The organism is Pseudoalteromonas sp. DL-6, assembly GCF_004328665.1.
In the GTDB taxonomy this organism is placed as follows: Bacteria; Pseudomonadota; Gammaproteobacteria; order Enterobacterales; family Alteromonadaceae; genus Pseudoalteromonas.
This window is the reverse complement of record NZ_CP019770.1, coordinates 3,083,734-3,103,746: the sequence shown is the minus strand read 5'-3', so window position 1 is coordinate 3,103,746 and position 20,013 is coordinate 3,083,734. Positions and strand designations below refer to the sequence as shown.

The window sequence follows — 20,013 nt, the reverse complement described above, 5'->3', positions numbered from 1 at the left end:
ATCTTATTAGCCATATCAATCGTATCAAGTAGGCAAATATTGCGATAAAATAACGTTAGTCAAAACGGTAGGAAAAGCGAAGTGAAACATAAAAAACGATTTATTGCTGGAGCAACGTGTCCTGAGTGTAAAACTATGGATATGTTAATGCTTTACAAAGAGCACGACGTAGAAAAAGTTGAATGTATGCAGTGTGGTCATAAAATGGCTCAACCAGAGCAGGCTGTGCAGGCATCAACACGCCAATTTGAACAGATCATTGGCGTGTTTAATCCAGGCGACTAGCGCCTTGCTAGTGCTGCTTAATAATGCGGCGGCGGTGGCTCTGGCATATTCGACATCATAGGCTGTGATGACTGCGATTCTTTGAGTTTTTCAGCCAGCAACTCGGTTTGGCGCTTTATTTTTGCCAACTGTTGCTGGTGAACTTTTATTTCATCATTTAAAATTTCAATCGTTTCGTCTTGAAAAGCCACTTTAGCCTCAAGTTCCATTAACCGATGTTCAATTGTGTTCATTTGGTTCTCGTATAATAAAGCGCTCAGCGATTCCGCTTGAGCTTTCAGTTAACAATGATTTACCGTTATCTGTAAATGTCACATCAAGTACCACTGCTGATTTTGGCTTGCTGCCTTCTCGCGGGGTCACTTGCCATGTTTGAATTTTTTCACCACTATTTAGCTGCCATAAATCCACTCGTTTGTTTGGTGAACCTGTTGCTAATAAAGTGCCTTGGTCGTTAAAGCGCACCGCAGTAAAAATTTTCTGACGCGCAATATACTTTAGTTTACTGACAAGGTCACCTGTAGTCAGCCTCCATACATTTGCTTGTGCCATACTGTCGGCGGTAAAAGCATAACGCCCTTGAGGATCTAAAGCGACTTGGGTCACTCTGGTTGGGTGATTAAAGCGATGAATAACTTGTCCACTTTGGGTATCCCATAAGTAGGCCACATAATCGTTTGAGCCGCTCAATGCATAGCGCCCATTAGGTGATAGGTCTACAGTGTTTACTTTATCTTGGTGGCCTAAAAATTCAATGCGTCTGCCAGTATTAAGGTTTATAAATACTACAACGCCATCGCTACGCCCGTACACAACACTGTTGCCTTGGTTACTAATGGCAATATCGCGGATGCTGGCTTTTTGTATTTTATAAAAACCTTTATTTTTTCCTGAGGCAATATCCCAAACGGCGAAGGTGGTTTTTTCGGCGGTAACAGCCACGCTATTATCAAAAGCAATGGCTACAGCGTAAACAAGGCTGTCTTGCGCTTGTTGTTGAAACCATTGGTATTTAAGGGCTTGCTGTTGATTATCCCAAAGTGCGACCCCATGATTGATAGAAGACACTAAGCTGTATTGACCATCATGCGAGAGTGCGGATGAGAAAGCACCTTGTGCCGTGTGCTCAAAGCTAGCCACTGCTTGTTGTTTTTCATCACTACATGCAATTGTTAATAAACAGCAGGTAGCAACTAAAAAAGTACGAAATAACGACATATTACAGGTATTTCCTCTTAACTCTTCGTGACTGAGAGGTTAGACTAGGTTGCGAAAAACGCCTAGGTTGTTTGTCTAATCACTGGATATGTTTTTAGTTTAGCTATTAAACAAGCAGCCTACCATGTAGGCCGTTAATCTTTAACTAGTAATATTACAATAAATGACAACTGCAAAGTGTGTCGGAGATTTAAAATGAGAAAGACGATTAAATTGTCATTGATTGCAGCGTCAGTTTTAGCGCTTACAGCTTGTAATCAAGAAGCAAAAAAAGAGCAAGCAGACGTTAAACTAGATACTGTAGCGCAACAACAAGCATACGGTATTGGTGCATCTGTAGGTAACTTTTTAAATAAAGACCTAGCGGATAAAAAAGAAATTGGTATCGAATTAGATCAAGCATTATTAATGCGTGGTTTTGAAGATGCACTTGCCGGTAATGCTAAAATTGACGAAGAAAAAATTCGTGAAGTATTAACAGCATTAGATGAGTCAGTGCGTACTAAACAAGAAGAAAAAGCAAAGGTAGAGTCTGAAAAAAGCAAAGTTGAGGGTGAAAAATACCTAGCTGATAATGCTAAAAAAGAAGGCGTAATGGTTACTGAGTCTGGTTTACAGTACGAAGTAATGAGCGAAGGCGAAGGCGCAAAACCAGTTGCAACTGATGTGGTTAAAGTACATTACAAAGGCACATTGTTAGACGGTACTGAGTTCGATAGCTCTTACTCACGTAACGAGCCAACAACTTTCCCACTAAACCGTGTTATTCCTGGTTGGACTGAAGGCTTACAGCTTATGCCTGTAGGTTCTAAGTATAAGTTTACTATTCCTTCAGACCTTGCTTACGGCGACCGTGACTTAGGTAAAATCCCTGCTAATTCAACACTTATTTTTGAAGTTGAATTATTAGAAATTCAAAATGATGCAGAAGCTGCCGCTGCAGAATAAGCGTTATTGATTAATAAAAAAGGGACTCAAGGTCCCTTTTTTATTGTGTTGAATAACTAATTAGTCAGTGTGATTAGAATATAAGTTATCAATTAACTCATCTTCAAGTGCAAAGCGCGCTTCTAGTGCTTCACCCATGACTGATAGATCGTTATCAAATCCGGTTAATAAATCTTCTGCATCTACCTCTGCGTATTTATCGTTGAAATCCAGAGCAATGTCTGTGGTATCTGAAATACGTGGGTATATAGTATTAGCAAGCTGCTGGCTTTCTAGGCCTTTCTTTTCGCAAGCTTTGGCAATATCGTCGTACACTTCAAAGTGGCCGGCTGATAGGTAATCCATTAAGATTTGACAAAATGCTTGAATTTGAGACGGTTCAGGCAAAGATTGATCTTTTTTCTCGTAAGGTGAAAAGCCCGCAATCTTACAATAAAGTACAATTAGCTCTTGGCGTTCGTTTAACCAATTGTCGATGACCGTATGGCTACCCCCCCACTTTTGTTGAGCTTTTTCTACACGCTTCAGCATAATTCTTCTCCTAAGCTGGGTTGGATTTTTAATTGGTATTAATGTTTATATTATCCAAGATATATTTAATTGACGTGTATATCAACAAGTAAAATAGATGTAATACCAGAGAGAGTTTTGTTTAAGGGAATAAGTTGTAAGTATTTATTTCAGGCAAGAAAAAACCACCTATTACGGTGGTTTAATTTCTTTATTAGGCTTGTTTAAACAAGCATTCTTATTTTTATTAGAGATTTTTATTATTTTTATATTAACGATTTTTGTTATTGTTTTGTTAACGCGGGAGTAACAATATCAAGCTTTTTTAAATGTTGCAAATAGTTTAATGAAAAGTTTTTTTATTAACGTTTGTTTGGTTGTTTTGTGTACAAAAAGAAGTGAAAATTAAAAATTACTTGATCTGGCGCTACTCTGTGGCGATTTAATCGCTTAGCGATAGAGGGGGCGCGAATATGGTGGTACAATCTTGCACAATTTCTAAAAGCCCTAGGACTCTATACGCTATGAGCGAATTAAAAAACGACCGTTATTTACGTGCCCTTGCCAAGCAACCTGTTGATGTCACGCCAGTATGGATGATGCGTCAAGCAGGGCGTTATTTACCTGAATACCGTGCTACACGTGCACAAGCGGGCGATTTTATGAGCCTGTGTAGAAATGCAGAGTTAGCCTGTGAAGTTACATTACAGCCTTTGCGCCGTTACCCGTTAGATGCCGCTATTTTATTTAGTGATATTTTAACTATTCCCGATGCAATGGGATTAGGCTTGTACTTTGAAACGGGTGAAGGCCCTAAGTTTGAACGTCCAATTTCGTCACTAGCTGATGTTAAAAAAATTCCTAAACTCGATCCTACCGATGAGCTTGGCTATGTAATGAACGCCGTGAGCACCATTCGTCGTGAACTTAAAGGTGAAGTGCCATTAATTGGTTTTTCGGGTTCGCCTTGGACACTTGCAACTTATATGGTTGAAGGCGGAAGCAGTAAAGTTTTTGGTAAAATCAAAAAAATGGCCTTTGCTGAGCCACAAACACTGCATTTATTGCTTGATAAGCTAGCTGATTCAGTGATTGATTATTTAAACGCGCAAGTTAAAGCGGGTGCACAATCACTAATGATATTTGACTCATGGGGCGGGGTATTGAGCCCACGTGACTACAATGAGTTTTCACTGCAGTATATGCATAAAATCGTTGATGGCTTAATTCGCGAAAATGACGGCCGTAAAGTACCCGTTACTTTATTCACTAAAAATGGTGGCCAATGGATTGAGGCAATTGCAGCAACAGGTTGTGATGCAGTAGGCCTAGATTGGACTATTAATATTGGTGATGCTAAACGTCGTGTTGGCGATAAAGTGGCGCTACAAGGCAATATGGACCCATCAATGCTTCACGGCACGCCAGATCGTATTCGCCAAGAAGTGGGTACTATTTTAGAAGACTTTGGTACAGGCAATGGTCATGTATTTAACTTAGGTCATGGTATTACACCAGATGTTGACCCAGAAAATGCCGGTGTATTTATTAACGCCGTGCATGAGCTAAGTGCGCAATATCATAAATAGTTTCTAAATAACGATGAGTTATTAAAAAAGCCCGCTTGATTCAAGCGGGCTTTTTGTTACCTAGCGTTAAATATTACTTAAACAAGCGGTTTAAGCCATTTAATGCCGCAACCCGATAGGCTTCTGCCATAGTTGGGTAGTTAAACGTTGTATTTACAAAGTAGTCTATGGTGTTGCCACCATTTTTTTGTTCCATTATAGCTTGGCCAATGTGAACAATTTCAGAGGCACGCTCACCAAAGCAATGTACGCCAAGTACTTCTTTGGTTTCAGTGTGGAACAATATTTTTAAGCTCCCCACATCGGTGCCTGCAATTTGTGCGCGTGCTAAGTGTTTAAATTGCGCACGTCCCACTTCGTACGGTACTTTTGCAGCAGTTAATTGCTGCTCTGTTTTACCGACAGAACTCATCTCAGGGATAGTATAAATACCGGCTGGAATATCAATAATCAACTTTTCATCGCAGTTACCACAAGCGATGGCATCAGCGGCAATTCGACCTTGATCAAAGGCAGCACTAGCAAGGCTTGGGTAGCCAATCACATCACCTACCGCATATACGTTATCTACTTCAGTTTGGTAGGTTTCGTTTACTTTTACTTGTCCGCGGCTATCTGCTTTTAAGCCAATCGCTTCTAAATTCAGTGTATCAGTATTACCGGTTCGGCCATTGGCAAATAAAATACAGTCAGCCTTTACACGTTTACCTGATTTTAAATGCATGATAACGCAGTCATCGCGGGTTTCAATGCGATCAAATTCTTCGTTATGACGAATAACAATACCGCTATTCCAAAAGTGGTAGCTCAATGCATCTGATATTTCAGTATCCATAAATGCCAGTAAACGATCGCGAGTATTAACTAAATCTACCTTGGCACCTAGCCCTTTAAAAATAGACGCATATTCACAGCCAATTACACCCGCGCCGTATATAAGTACGCGATGAGGGTCGTGTTCAAGGCCTAAAATGGTGTCACTTTCATAAATACGCGAATGGGTGAAATCCACACCTGGTGGGCGATACGGTCGTGAGCCAGTAGCAATAACAATTGTTTTTGCGGTTAGTCGTTCAGTGGAGCCGTCATTGCGTCTAACTTCAATAGTGTGCTTATCAACAAAACTAGCATCACCTTGAAACATATGAATGCGGTTACGATCATAAAAGCTGCTGCGTAAGTTTGATTGCTTTGAAATTACCGAACTGGCATGGCGTAATATATCAGGGAAAGTGAGCCTCGTAGGACGTTCGCCTACGTTAAACAAAGGGTTCGCTTTGTATTCAATATAGCGGCTAACCGAATGACGAAGTGCTTTTGAAGGAATGGTTCCCCAGTGAACACAGCCACCACCTACGGCAGTTTGACGTTCAATCACCGCTACTTTTTTGTTACTTTTAGAGAGGTTCATAGCGGTCCCTTCACCGCCAGGACCCGTGCCAATAATGATTGCATCATATTGGTAGCTCACGGGTACTTTTTTCTTTTCTGGTTGTTTGGCCACAGCCACTCCTATTTTAACTAAAAGAGGCTTTTAATAACCTCGCATTAAGTGCTAGCCATGCCTGTTTTTGTGTTTCCCAGGCGGCTTCAAGCTCGTGATATTGTGCCATTAATGCCGACCTTTCACACTGCTTTGCCATATTATTTTTTTTAGCTTCCAACACTTGTTTTTGTAATGAGCAATAGTTTTGCAGCTTTTTAAGTAGCAAATCGTACTCTTGTTGTAATAATGTAAGCTTATCTTGCGCTAAAGGCAATTTTGCAAGGCGACCTTGTGTTTTACTCATTAAGGTTTCTGCTTTGGCTTTTTCGATGCGCTCAACCGGTGTGCGCTTTAATTTACTTGCTAAACCAATGGCAGCGAGTGAGCGGATCATCCATTTTGTTGGGTCGTAATGAAACCATTTAATGCCATTGCGGTAATCGCTGGCAAAAATATGATGGAAGTTATGATAACCCTCACCGTAGGTAAACAGTGCTAAAAAGCCATTGTCTCTCGCGGTATTTTTTTCAGTGTAAGGGCGTGAACCCCAAATATGCGCTACTGAGTTAATAAAAAAGGTAAAGTGTTGGCTCAGTACTAAACGCAATAAGCCAGCTAACAGTAACATGCCCCATATATCACCAAGCATTAAGCCGAGTGCTAGTGGTAAACCAACATTCATGGCAATCACCAGCTTTAAGTAATGCTTGTGCTGCCACATAACAATTTTATTTCGCTGTAAATCACGACAGTTGCTGTAGTCATCGTAGCTGTCGCCTTGGTAGTCACGTAGCATCCAACCAATGTGACTATACCAAAAGCCATTTGTGGCGGCATAAGGGTCTTTAACTGGGTCATCAACTTGACCATGGTGAATTCGATGATCGCTGCTCCAATGCAATGCACTGTTTTGAAGCGCAAAGGCACCACCAAGGGCAAAAATAAATTCAACTACAGGGTGAGCATTATAGGTTTTATGCGCCCATAAGCGATGGTAGCCTGCGGTGATCGATAACCCCGCAAAAAACATGCAAGCGATAAAAGCAACCCATTGTGTGCCTGTAAAGCCATAGTTAAACCCATACCAAGGTACAAGTGTAATAGCAGCCAAAAACGTCAGGCTAAAGAAAAGGACGTTGGTCCATATAATTGGTGGTTTTTTCATGTTTCTCATTTCTCAGCGTACAACTGTACGCTAAAATAATATTTCAATCTGCTGCCGTCAAGTATTAGACTGTACTATTAGCTATTTTTTTAATTAAAAATTTATTACAAATTCACTCAGGGAGCTGTTGATGTCGGGTGTTAGAGCACAACAGAAACAAAAAACACGACAAGCATTAATTGAAGCTGCATTTAATCAACTTAGTGCTGATCATAGCTTTTCTAATTTAAGCTTGCGTGAAGTAGCACGCGAAGCTGGTATTGCGCCTACCTCTTTTTATCGTCACTTTAAAGATATGAACGAGTTGGGCTTAACCATGGTTGATGAAGCGGGTTTAACCCTGCGCCAGCTGATGCGCCAAGCTCGCAGACGAATAGCCAGTGGTGGCAGTGTAATCAACACCTCTGTGGTTACTTTTATGGAGTTTATTGATAACTCAAGCAATCAGTTTAGACTTTTATTGCGTGAACGATCAGGTACCTCAAAAGCATTTAGAGCAGCAGTGGCACGTGAAGTGAAACACTTTATTTTAGAGCTCGCACATTATTTAGAAAGTGAAACCCCCTGCGATGCTATTCATGCGTATATTCAGGCAGAAGCCATGGTTACGTTGGTATTTAATGCAGGTGCTGAAGCGCTTGATATTGAAGGTCAGCAACGCGATGAACTGATTGAGCGAGTTATATGGCAGTTACGTTATATTACGCGCGGCGCGTCAAATTACGTACGTACTGAAAATAAAGAATAAATATTAAAAAAGTTAAAATAAGCGCTGTATTTTACAGCGCTTATTAATTTAAACCTGCCCAAGGATTAAGTTGGCTATTTTATTCTATTATCTAGTTTTTCTTGAATTTTAAATCCCAAAAAAGTCCCCCTTAATTATTTGGTTGGTATTTTTATGCTTGCGCCTTCTGCGTTGCAATGATAAAAATAAGCCTCATTGGACACACACACAAGAAAACAGATGCAAACTATTCGCTTAATTACACTAAACCTAAACCTCTTACTGCTGTGGCAAGTGAGCGGGGATTAGTGTGTTTGCATTGAGTTAAACATTAAAAACCCCGCAACCGCGGGGTTTTTTTTATCTCGCTGCAGGGATAAATCGAAATTTGGGTAATACAGCAATTGAGGGGCAGTTATGCAACAGCAAGATAAAGTATGGATTTTTGATACCACTTTACGTGATGGTGAGCAGGCACTAAAAGCAAGCCTAACAGAAGACGATAAAGTTCAACTAGCGCATACCATTAGCCGCTTAAATGTGGATGTAATGGAAGTGGGGTTTCCGGTGTCGAGCCCAGCTGACTTTCGCTCAGTGCAACGTATTGCCACCGAGGTGAAAGGCCCTATTATTTGTGGCTTAGCTCGCTCGGTTGCCAAAGATATCGAGGCCTGTGGCGATGCGCTGCGCGCTGCACAGCAAAGCCGTATTCATACTTTTATTGCCACCAGCCCGCTTCATCTTGAACACAAGTTGCGTATGAGCCTTGATGATGCCACTGCAATGGCTGTTAAATCTATTAAATTAGCGCGTAAATATACCGATGATGTTGAGTTTTCTTGTGAAGATGCTGGGCGTACACCGCACTGGGATTTATGCAAAATTGTTGAGCAAGCAATTAACGCAGGTGCATCAACAATTAACTTGCCAGATACCGTCGGTTTTGTAACTCCAGATGAATACGCAGCAATGGTTCGTCATTTAATGAATAACGTGCCAAATATTGATAAAGCACGTTTAAGTGTGCATTGCCACAACGATTTAGGTTTAGCCGTTGCCAACTCCGTGGCCGCAGTGCAAGCCGGTGCACGCCAAATCGAATGCACCATTAATGGTATAGGTGAGCGTGCGGGTAACTGTTCACTTGAAGAAGTGGCAATGATCATGAAAATGCGTAAAGACCACTTAAACGTATATACCGACATAAAAAGCGAAGAAATTTATCGCGCCTCTCGTCAAGTGTCCAAAATTTGTAATATGCCGGTACAGCCAAATAAAGCGATTGTTGGCGAAAATGCGTTTGCTCACAGCTCAGGTATTCATCAAGACGGTGTATTAAAAGCGCAAAACACGTATGAAATTATGTCACCAGAAAGTGTGGGTGTGCCAAGTAATCAACTAAACATGACTTCACGTTCAGGCCGTCATGTTATAGAACACCGCTTAGAAGAATTAGGCTATCAAAAATCAGATTACGACATGGATAGCTTATACCAAAGTTTCGTTGCGCTGGCTGACCAAAAAGGCACAGTATACGACTACGACCTAGAGGCCATGATTTACTTTAATCAAATTAACGACAAAGACGAAAAGTACCAGTTAGAGTTTGTTAACTCTGCGTCTAATTCACAATCGGTGGCCAGCTCAACCATAGGCTTGCTGATTGATGGCGAAGCAAAACAAGAAGCGGCCACAGGTAATGGTCCAGTTGAAGCTTCGTTTGCTGCTATTGAGCGCTTAACAGGTATGAGTGTTGAAATGATTGAATACAATTTAGAGGCCACCGGCCAAGGCGCCAGCTCATTAGGGCAAGTTAATATTATTGCTAAATATGATGGTCGTCCTTACCACGGTGCCGGTATTGCGGCCGATGTGGTCGAAGCCTCAGTACGGGCTATGGTTCGGGTTTATAACTTAATTTATCGAGCACAAAAAGTGTCTGATTTAAAACAACAAAGGAAAGCAGGATGAGTAAAACACATTACAGCGTTGCCGTATTAGCAGGCGACGGTATTGGCCCAGAAGTTATAGCAGCTGCAGAGCAAGTACTTGACGCAGTCAGTGATAAATTTGGTTTTACTCTGAACCGTGAGCATCACGCGATTGGCGGCGCAGCCATTGATGAATTTGGCAAAGCACTTCCTGATACAACTTTAAAAGCCTGTGAAAACGCCGATGCTATTTTATTTGGCTCCGTGGGCGGCCCTAAGTGGGAGCATTTACCACCGAATGACCAACCAGAGCGCGCGTCATTGTTACCACTGCGAAAGCACTTTGGTTTGTTTTGTAACTTACGCCCTGCTCAATTGTTACCCGCATTAAGCGCTGCATCACCACTACGTGCTGATATTAGCGAAAAAGGCTTTGATATTTTGTGTGTGCGCGAGCTAACGGGTGGTATTTATTTTGGTGAGAAAGGCCGCAGTGGCGAAGGGGCAGAAGAAACAGCATTTGATACCCAAACCTATTCACGCAAAGAAATAGAGCGCATTGCACGCTTTGCTTTTGAGGCCGCTAAATTGCGCAGCAATCACGTAACCTCGGTTGATAAAGCCAATGTTTTAGCATCAAGTGTACTGTGGCGTAAAGTAGTCACTGAAGTCAGTAAAGATTTTCCTGAGGTGAGCTTAGATTACATTTATGTAGATAACGCAGCGATGCAGCTAGTTAAACAACCTAGCCAATTTGATGTATTGCTGTGCGATAACTTATTTGGTGACATTTTATCGGACGAATGCGCGATGATCACCGGCTCTATGGGGTTATTACCTTCGGCTAGCTTAAATCAATCAGGCTTTGGCTTGTATGAGCCCGCGGGTGGTTCAGCGCCTGATATCGCCGGGAAAGGGGTGGCAAACCCTATTGCACAAATTTTAAGTGCCGCATTAATGTTACGTTATTCGTTAGGACAAGATGAAGCGGCGCGCACTATTGAAAAAGCAGTCGCAGAGGCGGTTGAAGCAGGAGTGGGGACGCCTGATATTTATCCGCAGGGCGGCTATACCACCAACGATGTTGCAGCAGCCATCGTTTCACGTATTTAATTATTAAAGCCACAGCACCGTTAGGCTGTGGCTCAATCAGATCAGGGAGTTAGCAAGTGGCCCAAACCTTATACAATAAAATTTGGCAAGCACACACGGTTGCCAGCATTAATGAGCAAACCGATTTACTTTATATTGACCGTCATTTAGTACATGAGGTGACGTCACCACAAGCATTTGCAGGTTTACGTGAAAAAAATCGTAAAGTGCGCTGTCCAGAAAAAACCATTGCCACCATGGATCATAATGTTTCAACTAAAAGCCGTTCATTAGATGCAGCCAGCGAAGTCTCTAAAAATCAACTAATGGCACTGGATGCAAACTGCAAAGAATTTGGCATTTTGCTGTACGACTTAAATTCAGTAAACCAAGGTATTGTGCATGTGATTGGCCCAGAACAAGGGATTACTTTGCCAGGCACCACCATAGTATGTGGCGATAGCCATACCTCAACCCATGGCGCGTTTGGAGCGCTTGCCCATGGTATTGGAACCTCAGAAGTTGAGCACGTATTAGCTACGCAAACGCTACAGCAAAAAAAGGCTAAGTCGTTAAAAATTCAAATTAACGGTGTGTTACGCCCAACAGTAACGGCTAAAGATTTAATTATGGCGGTTATAGGTAAACTAGGCACTGCTGGTGGTACGGGTTATGTGGCTGAATTTTGTGGTGAAGGCATTGAAGCGTTATCAATGGAAGCGCGTATGACGCTATGTAACATGAGTATTGAAATGGGTGCCAAGGCCGGTTTAATTGCCCCAGACAAGGTAACGTATGACTACTTAAAAGGGCGCCCGTTTGCACCAAAAGGCGCTGATTTTGATGCCGCTGTTGCCTACTGGGAAACCTTAAAAACTGATGATGGCGCAACCTTTGACTTAGAGGTAGAACTAGATGCCGCTAATATTCAACCACAGATCACCTGGGGGACTAACCCAGAGCAAGTGATTGGCGTTGACGAATGTATTCCAGATCCAGACAAAGAAACCGATTTAATTAAAGCTGATGCTATTCGTAGTGCACTTAAATACATGGGTTTAAAAGCGGGCGATAAGTTATCAACTGCCAAAGTAGACACAGTATTTATTGGCTCATGCACCAACAGTCGCATTGAAGATTTACGCGCCGCAGCAAAAATTGTTGAAGGCAAGCAAGTGGTTGCTGGCGTTGAGGCATTAATTGTGCCGGGCTCAGGTTTGGTTAAACAGCAAGCAGAAGATGAAGGCCTTGCCGATATATTTAAAGCTGCAGGGTTTGAATGGCGTGAGCCGGGTTGTTCTATGTGTTTAGCAATGAATGACGACCGTTTAGGCGCAGGTAAACGCTGTGCATCTACATCTAACCGTAATTTTGAAGGACGCCAAGGGCGAGGCGGGCGTACACACTTAGTGAGTCCTGCAATGGCGGCAGCAGCAGCAATACATGGCCACTTTGTTGATATTAGAGGAGAAGCCTAATGAGCATTTATTTTAGCGGCTTAATGGCCCCACTTGATAAAAACAATGTCGATACCGACCAAATTATTCCTAAGCAGTTTTTAACTTCAACCAGCCGTGATGGATTTGATGCTGCGCTATTTTACGATTGGCGTTATTTAGATAATGGCGAGCCAAACCCTGAATTTATTTTAAATCGTCCTTGTTACCAAGGTGCGCAAATATTATTAACGCGCGATAATTTTGGTTGTGGCTCATCACGCGAGCACGCACCATGGGCGCTTAAACAATATGGTTTTGAAGTGATTTTGGCTGAAAGCTTTGCTGATATTTTCTTTAATAACTGTGGTAATAACCAAATGCTTGCTATTGCATTGCCAGCGCAAACGCTGGAAGAGTTATTTGTGTTAAGTGAGCGGCATGACGATATTCACATTGATGTGGATTTAGAAAACCAGCAATTGCGCAGCAATAAATTTGCGCCAATCAGCTTTGATATTCGCAAAGACGTGAAAGAGCGTTTATTAAGTGGCTTAGACTTTATCGGTGTAACCGAGACCCTGAATCCGCAAATTGATGCGTTTGAAGCAAAACTTGCCGCTGAGCGTCCTTGGCAGTAACACTTTTACATATGAAACTTGAGCGCAACTTAGGTTGCGCTTTTTTTGTTACTTTATGTTAAGAATGCATGCAACAGGCCTGTACACGCAATAATTACCATTACTAATAAATTGAGGGTTTTAAATTTGTGATAGTGAACTACTTTTGAGTCATTGATTGTCGAAAAAAAACCATCTTTAAATGACTCAGCAAGATTGGCATAGGGTGAACCGCCTAATGAATTTTGTGATAGCTTTTCCCATTGTTCTGGATAATGCTTAGCAAGATATTGATATATGTGCAAAGTGTAGCGATTTTGAATAATTAATAGTAATACGATGATTACTAGGCCGATATAGTTCTCCATCTATATATGTGCTCCGTGCTAAAACTGAGTTTGTGTTTAATTACCTACCTTTATTAATCAACGATATTTAATTTCTTATACTCTTTCAAGCGATATTTTTAACCAATTAATTAAAGCAAAGATCTATTCCTAGTTTTATTTTTTATTGCTGTTCATCGTGATTACTGTCTTTGTGTTTGTTTAAACGCTAAGCTAATTTTTTACATGTTTAGGGATACATTATGAAATTATTAACAGCTGCAGCACTAATGCTTGCATCAACCGCTGCATTAGCTCGCCCAGCGCCTTTAGTCTCAATTCCAAGCCATGATGGCTTTTTTGACAACATAGCAGCACATTGCGGTAAAGCTTTTGAGGGTAAAGTAACGGTTGATAACGCCACAGGACCGAGTTCATTTGCCGATAAAAAGTTAGTTATGCATGTGCGTAAGTGTAATGAACGTGAGCTACAAGTTCCGTTTCATGTGGGTGATGACGCCTCACGTACGTGGATCATTACTAAAACGGGCAGTGGGTTGAGTCTAAAGCACGATCATCGCCATAAAGATGGCAGTGATGATGTGTCTACTATGTATGGCGGTCATACTTTGGATGCGGGTTTTACTAATATGCAATCATTCCCTGCTGATCAGTATTCAAAAGAGTTATTTGTTAGCCAAGGCATACCACAATCTGTTGGCAATACATGGCAAATGTATATTTACCCTGAACAGTTCACTTATAGACTTATTCGCCAAGGTCGCGAATTCCGTGTGGATTTTGATTTAACTAAACCTATCACACCACCGGCTGCGCCGTGGGGATATAGCGTTAACTAAATTCAGCTTCAGTAAAACCACAGGCTATTTTAATACTCAGTGGTTTTACTGAAAATAACGAGGTGTTATTTTTTTGAGGTTTTTTCTGCAGGCATTTCACACTGCACAAATACACTGAGCGGTGGCTGATAAGCGCGTGGCTTAGTTGGAAAACGTTCATACTCTTGCACACCTTCGGTTACTTTTAACATAAAAGGATTATCGCGACATAAACGGTTTGCGTGGCGCAATAAAAAAACACTTTGGTTTTTAAAGTGCGAGTAGTCGTCAGACTGTATTTCTAGGTGATAGTTGTTAGTGTCTATTTGCGTTTGTTTGTAATGCACCTTTTCATCAAAGTCATATAGTCGCTGCATTTCAGCTTGCTCTGCCGACACATTCAAACATGCTGTTAATAACATCCAGCTAATACTTCCATATAGATAATGATTGGCTTTTCTGCTCATAAACCTTTAACTCCATCTTGATATTGGGTAGTGTGATCAGCATACCTATTACACCCGTTATGATATAAGTCTAACACCCAAAAAGGGGAAATGTGATGTTCAAACAAATTAAACAGCTTTTTTCGAGTATTGATCAGCAAGATTATGATATTGAACAACATGATTTAAAAACAGCGGTTGCCGCGTTATTAATTGAGGTTATGCGAGCGGATAACGACTTACAGGCAGATGAACAACATACGCTAAGTCTGACATTAAAAAAATATTTTGATTTAACTGATGAAGCAGTTGATGAGTTAACCGAACAAGCAAGCTCAAGTTTAGATGATGCCATTGATTATTTTCAATTTTCAAAGCAAATTAATAATCAATGCAGTGCAAAGCAGCGCATTGAAATAGTTGAACTGCTTTGGCGCTTAGCGTACGCAGACGGTGAACTTGATCCACAAGAAGAATACGTTATTCGTCGCGTTGCAAACTTGTTGTATGTTACCCATGAAGACTTTATTGCTGCAAAGCTTGCAGCAACAAAGTTATAGCCACTGCTTATTTTAGCTTACTTGCTACGCTAACTAACTGCTGTGCAAGGCCGGCCACTTTTTCAGCGGTAGCGGGGTCGTTAATACGGCCGTTTTCGTCTAATAAAGTATGAATAGCCGGTACTGCCAGTTGGTTAGCTAATACTAAGCTGCCAATGCCTGATAAAATATCACGCACATGATTTAAACCACGTAAGCCGCCAAGCCCACCTGGTGACGCTGCATATAACGCGGTTACTTTATTTGCAAATGCTGGCTCTGCGCCTTGTTCGGTGCGCGATGCCCAATCAATGGCATTTTTTAACACCGCAGTAATAGAGCCATTATATTCTGGGCTAGCCAATAAAATACCATCGGCTGTGCGTAGCTTGTCTTTTAATTGTTGTACGCCGGCAGGTGTGCCTTGTGCCTCGAGATCTTCATCAAACATAGGTATGGCTAAGTCTGCAAGTTTAATCACTTCCACTTCAGCGCCACCTTCTAAAGCAAAACGCGCTGCTTCATTAATAAGTTTTTGATTGAAGCTGTCTTTACGTAAGCTACCTGCTAGGGCAATAATTTTTGGTGTAGTCATGAGCTGATCCTAATGTTGATTGTGTATAGCAGTGACTTTAACAAATAATTACTTGCAGAAAAGCCAAATAAACGCAAAACTTATGTGCGTATATGCACAACTTGAAAAGTGGTTACCATGGCAATTCAATTTGATGATTGGCAAGATCTTAAGGTTGCTTATGAAGTGGCGCGTTTAGGCACTTTAACTGCAGCAGCCGAAGCGCTAGATGTTCATCACAGTACAGTGCTCAGGCGAATAAATAACTTAGAGAAAAGCTTAAATGCGCGATTATTCCATCGCCATGCTCGTGGCTACAAAGTCACAGAGATTGGCGCTAAGTTATTTACCACAGCACAAGCAATTAATGGTGAGCTAGAGCGCTTACATAACGATATAATTGCTGCAGATAGCACCTTACAAGGTAGTTTGTTACTTACCACTGTGAGTGGCTTTATTGATGTATTAAGTGAGGTATGCGAGCAGTTTCAAACCTTGCATCCGCAAGTGCAATTACAAGTGATTATGGATCAAAAGCGTTTGCGTTTAGACCATGGCCAAGCGCATATCGCTGTAAGAGCAGGGCCCAGACCGGATGAAGGTGATTATATTGCTCAGCATTTAGCGGCACTCTCGTCAGGGTTTTATGCTTCAAAACACTACATAAATCGTTATGGCTTGCCACAAACGTTAGCACAACTTTCGCTGCATAATTTTGTGTCAGGAGTTGCTGGTTATAATGGCAAAGTGCCTTATTTTGCATGGGTTGATGAAAATATTCCTCCGTCGCAAGTTAAACTTAGAGTATCAGAAACCTCAGAGGCCACTCGCGCCATCGTTAAGGGGCTAGGGATTGGCGGATTACAGCATGATGTTGCAGCGCAATACCCTGATTTAGTCCCTGTATTACCTAACGAACTAAGTTGGCCTACTGACTTATGGTTAGTGACGCATCATTTAGTGCATCGTACTGCGAAAGTGCAAGCGTTTAGTCAGTTATTAAAAACTTATTTTAAGCAGCGTAAATTAAGTTAAGTATTAGATTGATTTTTTAACTGAAATACCTAAGCGCTTGGCTAGCCGCGTTAAGTTAGCGCGGTCGACCTGCAAACTACGGGCTGTGCTTGCCCAGTTATAATTATGCTGTTGAAGTTGCTGTATAATAAGTTGCTGAGTGTAAGTATCGGTGGCTTGCTTTAACGAAATGTTGTTTGCCAAAGGTGTGGTTGCAAGCTGGTTTGAGTGTTCAAGTGCAAAAGTATTAATAGCGCTTAAATTTAGCTCACAATGCTCTGGCTCAATAGTAATAATTGGTTGTTGCCATTGATACTGTTTAGCTTTTAATGCGGCGCGATTAATAACATGTTCCAGCTCTCTTACATTGCCAGGCCAGTCATATTTTTTAAGCAGTAATTGCGTTTCAATGCTGAGTTTTAACTGTTTAATGGCAAGCTTTCGAGCTGTTTTTTCCAAAAAATAACCGGCTAATAAAATAACATCTTCATCACGGGCTTTTAACGGCGCCACACTCAGCGGGTACACACTTAGGCGGTGGTATAAGTCGGCGCGAAATCGTCCCTGTTCAACTTCGTGTTTTAAGTCACGGTTAGTGGCTGCAATCACTCTAACATCAACATATTTAAGTTCATCTTCACCAACGGTTTGTACTTCGCCACTTTGCAGTACCCGTAGTAATTTACTTTGCATTGCCAGTGGTAGCTCGCCTATTTCATCCAAAAATAAGGTACCGCCATCGGCTAATTGAAACTTACCTTGGCGAGCATTTTGCGCACCCGTAAAGGCGCCTTTTGCATGGCCAAAAAATTCACTTTCGGCGAGGTTTTCAGGCAGAGACGCACAGTTTAAATGAATTAATGGCTGATCTTTACGTGCTGAATGCAAGTGAATATTACGCGCCACCAATTCTTTGCCAACCCCAGTATCACCTAAAATAAGGACGCTAAAGTTTGATGCCGCAACTAGTTTTATCTCATTTTTAAGCGTTTGTATTACTGGGCTTTGGCCAATAATTTCACCACCATCACGTTTAAGTGCCTCACGGTTTAACGCTTGTACTAATTCACTTGAGTGCTGGGCATGTTGTTTGTAATGGGCAAGCTCTAGGGCGGTTTTAAAGTGCGCACTGCACAAGGTTTGTAAGGTGTTGAGTGTATCAGCGGTAATGCCGTCAAACGCATCAGCGTTTAGGCTATCAAAGGTCAGAATACCAAGCAGCGAATCTTTATCGTAAAGCGGTAAACCTAAGCAGGCATGCACTGGAATATCACCGGTTTTAGCTAGTAGTAAGCCGTCATATGGGTCTGGAAGCGGGCAGTCATGTGCAAATTGCAGTGCCAAGCGGTGATTACAAATAGCATCAAGACGAGGATGCTCTGCAATATTAAAACGCCTGCCTAAGCTATCAGGCATTAAACCTTTAATCGCTAAAGGCTTTAATTGCTCGCCTTGGCGAATTAACAAGGCGCTAGCATCACTTGGAATAACACGTTCAACCGTGGCTAAAAGTTGCTCGAAACTGTGCGCATGTAAGGTGCTTTGTGCAAGCTCCAAGGCAACTTGAGTCAGGTTGAGTTGTTGGTTCATGTCAAAATGACCTATTAGTGTATTTTATTGGTTTTTATAGTAGGTCATAAAGACTCTTTTTGTAAAGTGAAATTAAATAATGCATTGAATTTAAAGTGTTTATTTAATTGGCATGGTCTGTGTAATGACAAAATAACGAAAGCAGTTATTGGGGTTGTTATGGGCAGTACTTTCTTAGAGCAGGTTAATTATTCAGTGGAGTCTAATTCTCTGTATTACCGTTTGCTATCTCATGCAAATAAGGTGCTATGTATTAGCGTATTTGGGGTGTTGATTACGCTGTTAATAAGTTATCCCTATGCAGGCTATTTTTCGATACCGGTACAAATTTTTGCACACATTAGCACGATTGTCCTCGCGGCTATTGTCAAAGTGAGTTACGTACTGCGCTGTGTGGCGCAGCATGGGCTGGGGCAGGAGGGGCGCTAATGAAGCCCATAAATTTAGCCGAACCTATGCTAGCGCAGGTCGCATTTCATCAAGTATCGCAATGGTCATTATGGATGTTGGCGTTTAGACCCTTTTTTTTAGCGGGTGGCTCACTAGCGTGTTTATCTGTGGGTTATTGGTTACTTATTTTAAGTGGCGATGCACAGTGGCATTTAGCTATGCCTGCTAATTTGTGGCATGCACATGAAATGTTATTTGGTTTTGCGGGCGTGGTTGTGGCTGGCTTTTTACTTACTGCAGCACAAACATGGACCGGTGTTGCAAGTATTAACGGTAAACCATTGATGTGGCTTAGCCTAATATGGCTTAGTGCACGGCTTAGTTTTTTTGTAGTTGTGCCTAGCATTGATCAGTTTAATGTTTATGCGGTACTGATTTTACAAGTTATTTGGTGGCTCTCGGTAATTATAGTGTTAGCCAGCATGTTGATAAAAGCGAGCAGTAAACGCAACTACTTGTTTTTATTTATTCTTTCATTTTTATGTACGCTCAATATGTTGTATTTAATACTAGTGCTAAAAAACCAAACGCAGCTAGCGCTGGCGATGGTTGATACCGCAGTACTGGTTATAAGCTTGTTGGTGGGGGTTGTAGCTGGGCGTGTATTACCCTTTTTTACTGCCAAAGGGCTGGGCTTATCTAAGCAGGTACGCACACCAAACATAGATAAAGCTATTTTATACTTATCGGTATTGGCGATAGCATTATTTTTTATTAGTAAATTATTTTTCACTGTAATTAACCCGACACTAGTTGTGATGAGTGCAGCGTTTTTGCATTTAGTTCGCGGTGTTTGCTGGTGGAACAAGCAAGTCTTAAAAGTCCCATTATTATGGTCGTTACACTTTGCGTATTTAGCTTTAGGTATAGGTTTAATGTTAGTGGCAATCAGTTTTTACAGCAGTGCAATACTGTTTAAAGACGCTCTGCATTTTATCACTATTGGTGGTATCGGCATGATGATTTTAGCCATGATGACACGGGTATCACTAGGACATACCGGTCGCTCACTTAGTATTCCTGGTTTTATGAATCTTGCATTTGCATTGGTGTTTAGTGCCGCAATTATTCGTGCTTTTCTCCCGTCTTTTATTGGGCCACACCTAGCTTGGCAGATCAGTGCTGTGCTTTGGTTACTGGCCTTTTTATTATTTTTAATTCACTGCACTCCTATATTAACGCGGCGTCGTGTTGATGGGCGTCGTGGTTAGTTCACCCATAGGAAACC

Annotated in this window: 21 protein-coding genes; 12 read left to right on the top strand and 9 right to left on the bottom strand. The window is 41.5% G+C overall.

The window, feature by feature from the left end; translation table 11 throughout:
• Window positions 1-81 precede the first annotated feature (81 nt).
• Window positions 82-285 carry a YheV family putative zinc ribbon protein gene (locus tag B1F84_RS14550; RefSeq protein ID WP_008114218.1) on the top strand — a complete coding sequence of 68 codons (204 nt, stop codon included), beginning with the start codon at window positions 82-84 and terminating at the stop codon, window positions 283-285.
• Between the two features lie 17 nt (window positions 286-302).
• On the opposite strand, the gene B1F84_RS14545 is transcribed toward B1F84_RS14550, so the two are convergent.
• On the bottom strand, window positions 303-518 hold the full coding sequence (locus tag B1F84_RS14545) for a SlyX family protein (protein ID WP_008465625.1): 216 nt from the start codon (window positions 516-518) through the stop codon (window positions 303-305).
• The gene (locus B1F84_RS14540) at window positions 505-1,503 is read right to left on the bottom strand and encodes a hypothetical protein (RefSeq protein ID WP_131691820.1); all 999 of its coding nucleotides are present in this window, start codon (window positions 1,501-1,503) and stop codon (window positions 505-507) included. The genes B1F84_RS14545 and B1F84_RS14540 overlap by 14 nt, the downstream gene beginning before the upstream one ends.
• Window positions 1,504-1,698: 195 nt before the next feature.
• On the opposite strand from B1F84_RS14540, the gene fkpA reads away from it, so the two are divergent.
• The gene (fkpA, locus tag B1F84_RS14535) at window positions 1,699-2,451 is read left to right on the top strand and encodes an FKBP-type peptidyl-prolyl cis-trans isomerase (RefSeq protein WP_008465623.1); all 753 of its coding nucleotides are present in this window, start codon (window positions 1,699-1,701) and stop codon (window positions 2,449-2,451) included.
• Window positions 2,452-2,511: 60 nt separating this feature from the next.
• Here the strand turns inward: fkpA and B1F84_RS14530 are convergent, their stop codons facing one another.
• Window positions 2,512-2,982 carry an Rsd/AlgQ family anti-sigma factor gene (locus tag B1F84_RS14530; RefSeq protein ID WP_008465622.1) on the bottom strand — a complete coding sequence of 157 codons (471 nt, stop codon included), beginning with the start codon at window positions 2,980-2,982 and terminating at the stop codon, window positions 2,512-2,514.
• Window positions 2,983-3,485: 503 nt separating this feature from the next.
• On the opposite strand from B1F84_RS14530, the gene hemE reads away from it, so the two are divergent.
• On the top strand, window positions 3,486-4,550 hold the full coding sequence (hemE, locus tag B1F84_RS14525; protein ID WP_008114207.1) for a uroporphyrinogen decarboxylase: 1,065 nt from the start codon (window positions 3,486-3,488) through the stop codon (window positions 4,548-4,550).
• Between the two features lie 73 nt (window positions 4,551-4,623).
• Here hemE and sthA read toward each other — a convergent pair whose 3' ends face one another.
• Together sthA and B1F84_RS14515 are read right to left on the bottom strand one after the other, a co-directional pair.
• Window positions 4,624-6,054 carry a Si-specific NAD(P)(+) transhydrogenase gene (gene sthA, locus B1F84_RS14520; RefSeq protein ID WP_205988832.1) on the bottom strand — a complete coding sequence of 477 codons (1,431 nt, stop codon included), beginning with the start codon at window positions 6,052-6,054 and terminating at the stop codon, window positions 4,624-4,626.
• Between the two features lie 13 nt (window positions 6,055-6,067).
• Window positions 6,068-7,201: a fatty acid desaturase gene (locus B1F84_RS14515; protein ID WP_131691819.1), complete on the bottom strand. Its 1,134-nt coding sequence runs from the start codon at window positions 7,199-7,201 to the stop codon at window positions 6,068-6,070.
• A gap of 130 nt (window positions 7,202-7,331) precedes the next feature.
• On the opposite strand from B1F84_RS14515, the gene fabR reads away from it, so the two are divergent.
• From fabR to leuD, 5 genes are all read left to right on the top strand, one after another.
• Complete coding sequence (gene fabR / locus B1F84_RS14510) at window positions 7,332-7,949, top strand: HTH-type transcriptional repressor FabR (protein ID WP_131691818.1); 618 nt, start codon at window positions 7,332-7,334, stop codon at window positions 7,947-7,949.
• Window positions 7,950-8,345: 396 nt separating this feature from the next.
• Complete coding sequence (gene leuA, locus B1F84_RS14505) at window positions 8,346-9,899, top strand: 2-isopropylmalate synthase (protein ID WP_131691817.1); 1,554 nt, start codon at window positions 8,346-8,348, stop codon at window positions 9,897-9,899.
• Window positions 9,896-10,972, top strand: coding sequence for a 3-isopropylmalate dehydrogenase (gene leuB / locus B1F84_RS14500; RefSeq protein WP_131691816.1), 1,077 nt, complete (start codon window positions 9,896-9,898; stop codon window positions 10,970-10,972). The genes leuA and leuB overlap by 4 nt, the downstream gene beginning before the upstream one ends.
• A gap of 56 nt (window positions 10,973-11,028) precedes the next feature.
• Window positions 11,029-12,429 (top strand): 3-isopropylmalate dehydratase large subunit, encoded by a 1,401-nt coding sequence (leuC, locus tag B1F84_RS14495; RefSeq protein ID WP_131691815.1) that lies wholly within the window; start codon window positions 11,029-11,031, stop codon window positions 12,427-12,429.
• A complete protein-coding gene (gene leuD, locus B1F84_RS14490; RefSeq protein ID WP_131691814.1) occupies window positions 12,429-13,028 on the top strand; it encodes a 3-isopropylmalate dehydratase small subunit in 600 nt (199 codons plus the stop codon). Before leuC ends, leuD begins: the two co-directional genes overlap by 1 nt.
• Window positions 13,029-13,081: 53 nt before the next feature.
• Here the strand turns inward: leuD and B1F84_RS14485 are convergent, their stop codons facing one another.
• Complete coding sequence (locus B1F84_RS14485; protein ID WP_131691813.1) at window positions 13,082-13,375, bottom strand: hypothetical protein; 294 nt, start codon at window positions 13,373-13,375, stop codon at window positions 13,082-13,084.
• Window positions 13,376-13,596: 221 nt separating this feature from the next.
• Between B1F84_RS14485 and B1F84_RS14480 the strand changes: the two genes are divergently transcribed.
• Window positions 13,597-14,193, top strand: a complete 597-nt coding sequence (locus tag B1F84_RS14480) for a hypothetical protein (protein WP_131691812.1) — start codon at window positions 13,597-13,599, stop codon at window positions 14,191-14,193.
• 65 nt (window positions 14,194-14,258) lie between these two features.
• Here the strand turns inward: B1F84_RS14480 and B1F84_RS14475 are convergent, their stop codons facing one another.
• Complete coding sequence (locus tag B1F84_RS14475) at window positions 14,259-14,594, bottom strand: hypothetical protein (RefSeq protein ID WP_008114189.1); 336 nt, start codon at window positions 14,592-14,594, stop codon at window positions 14,259-14,261.
• A 140-nt stretch (window positions 14,595-14,734) separates the two neighbouring features.
• On the opposite strand from B1F84_RS14475, the gene B1F84_RS14470 reads away from it, so the two are divergent.
• Window positions 14,735-15,178 carry a TerB family tellurite resistance protein gene (locus B1F84_RS14470; protein WP_008114187.1) on the top strand — a complete coding sequence of 148 codons (444 nt, stop codon included), beginning with the start codon at window positions 14,735-14,737 and terminating at the stop codon, window positions 15,176-15,178.
• 7 nt (window positions 15,179-15,185) lie between these two features.
• On the opposite strand, the gene B1F84_RS14465 is transcribed toward B1F84_RS14470, so the two are convergent.
• Complete coding sequence (locus B1F84_RS14465; protein ID WP_008465610.1) at window positions 15,186-15,752, bottom strand: NAD(P)H-dependent oxidoreductase; 567 nt, start codon at window positions 15,750-15,752, stop codon at window positions 15,186-15,188.
• Window positions 15,753-15,869: 117 nt separating this feature from the next.
• Here B1F84_RS14465 and B1F84_RS14460 point away from each other — a divergent pair, with 117 nt between their 5' ends.
• Entirely contained in the window at window positions 15,870-16,766 is an 897-nt protein-coding gene (locus tag B1F84_RS14460; protein WP_008465609.1) for a LysR family transcriptional regulator, read from the top strand.
• Between the two features lie 3 nt (window positions 16,767-16,769).
• Here B1F84_RS14460 and norR read toward each other — a convergent pair whose 3' ends face one another.
• Complete coding sequence (norR, locus tag B1F84_RS14455; RefSeq protein WP_131691811.1) at window positions 16,770-18,335, bottom strand: nitric oxide reductase transcriptional regulator NorR; 1,566 nt, start codon at window positions 18,333-18,335, stop codon at window positions 16,770-16,772.
• Window positions 18,336-18,763: 428 nt separating this feature from the next.
• Here norR and B1F84_RS14445 point away from each other — a divergent pair, with 428 nt between their 5' ends.
• Window positions 18,764-19,996, top strand: coding sequence for an NnrS family protein (locus B1F84_RS14445; protein WP_131691809.1), 1,233 nt, complete (start codon window positions 18,764-18,766; stop codon window positions 19,994-19,996).
• The last annotated feature ends 17 nt before the right edge of the window (window positions 19,997-20,013 follow it).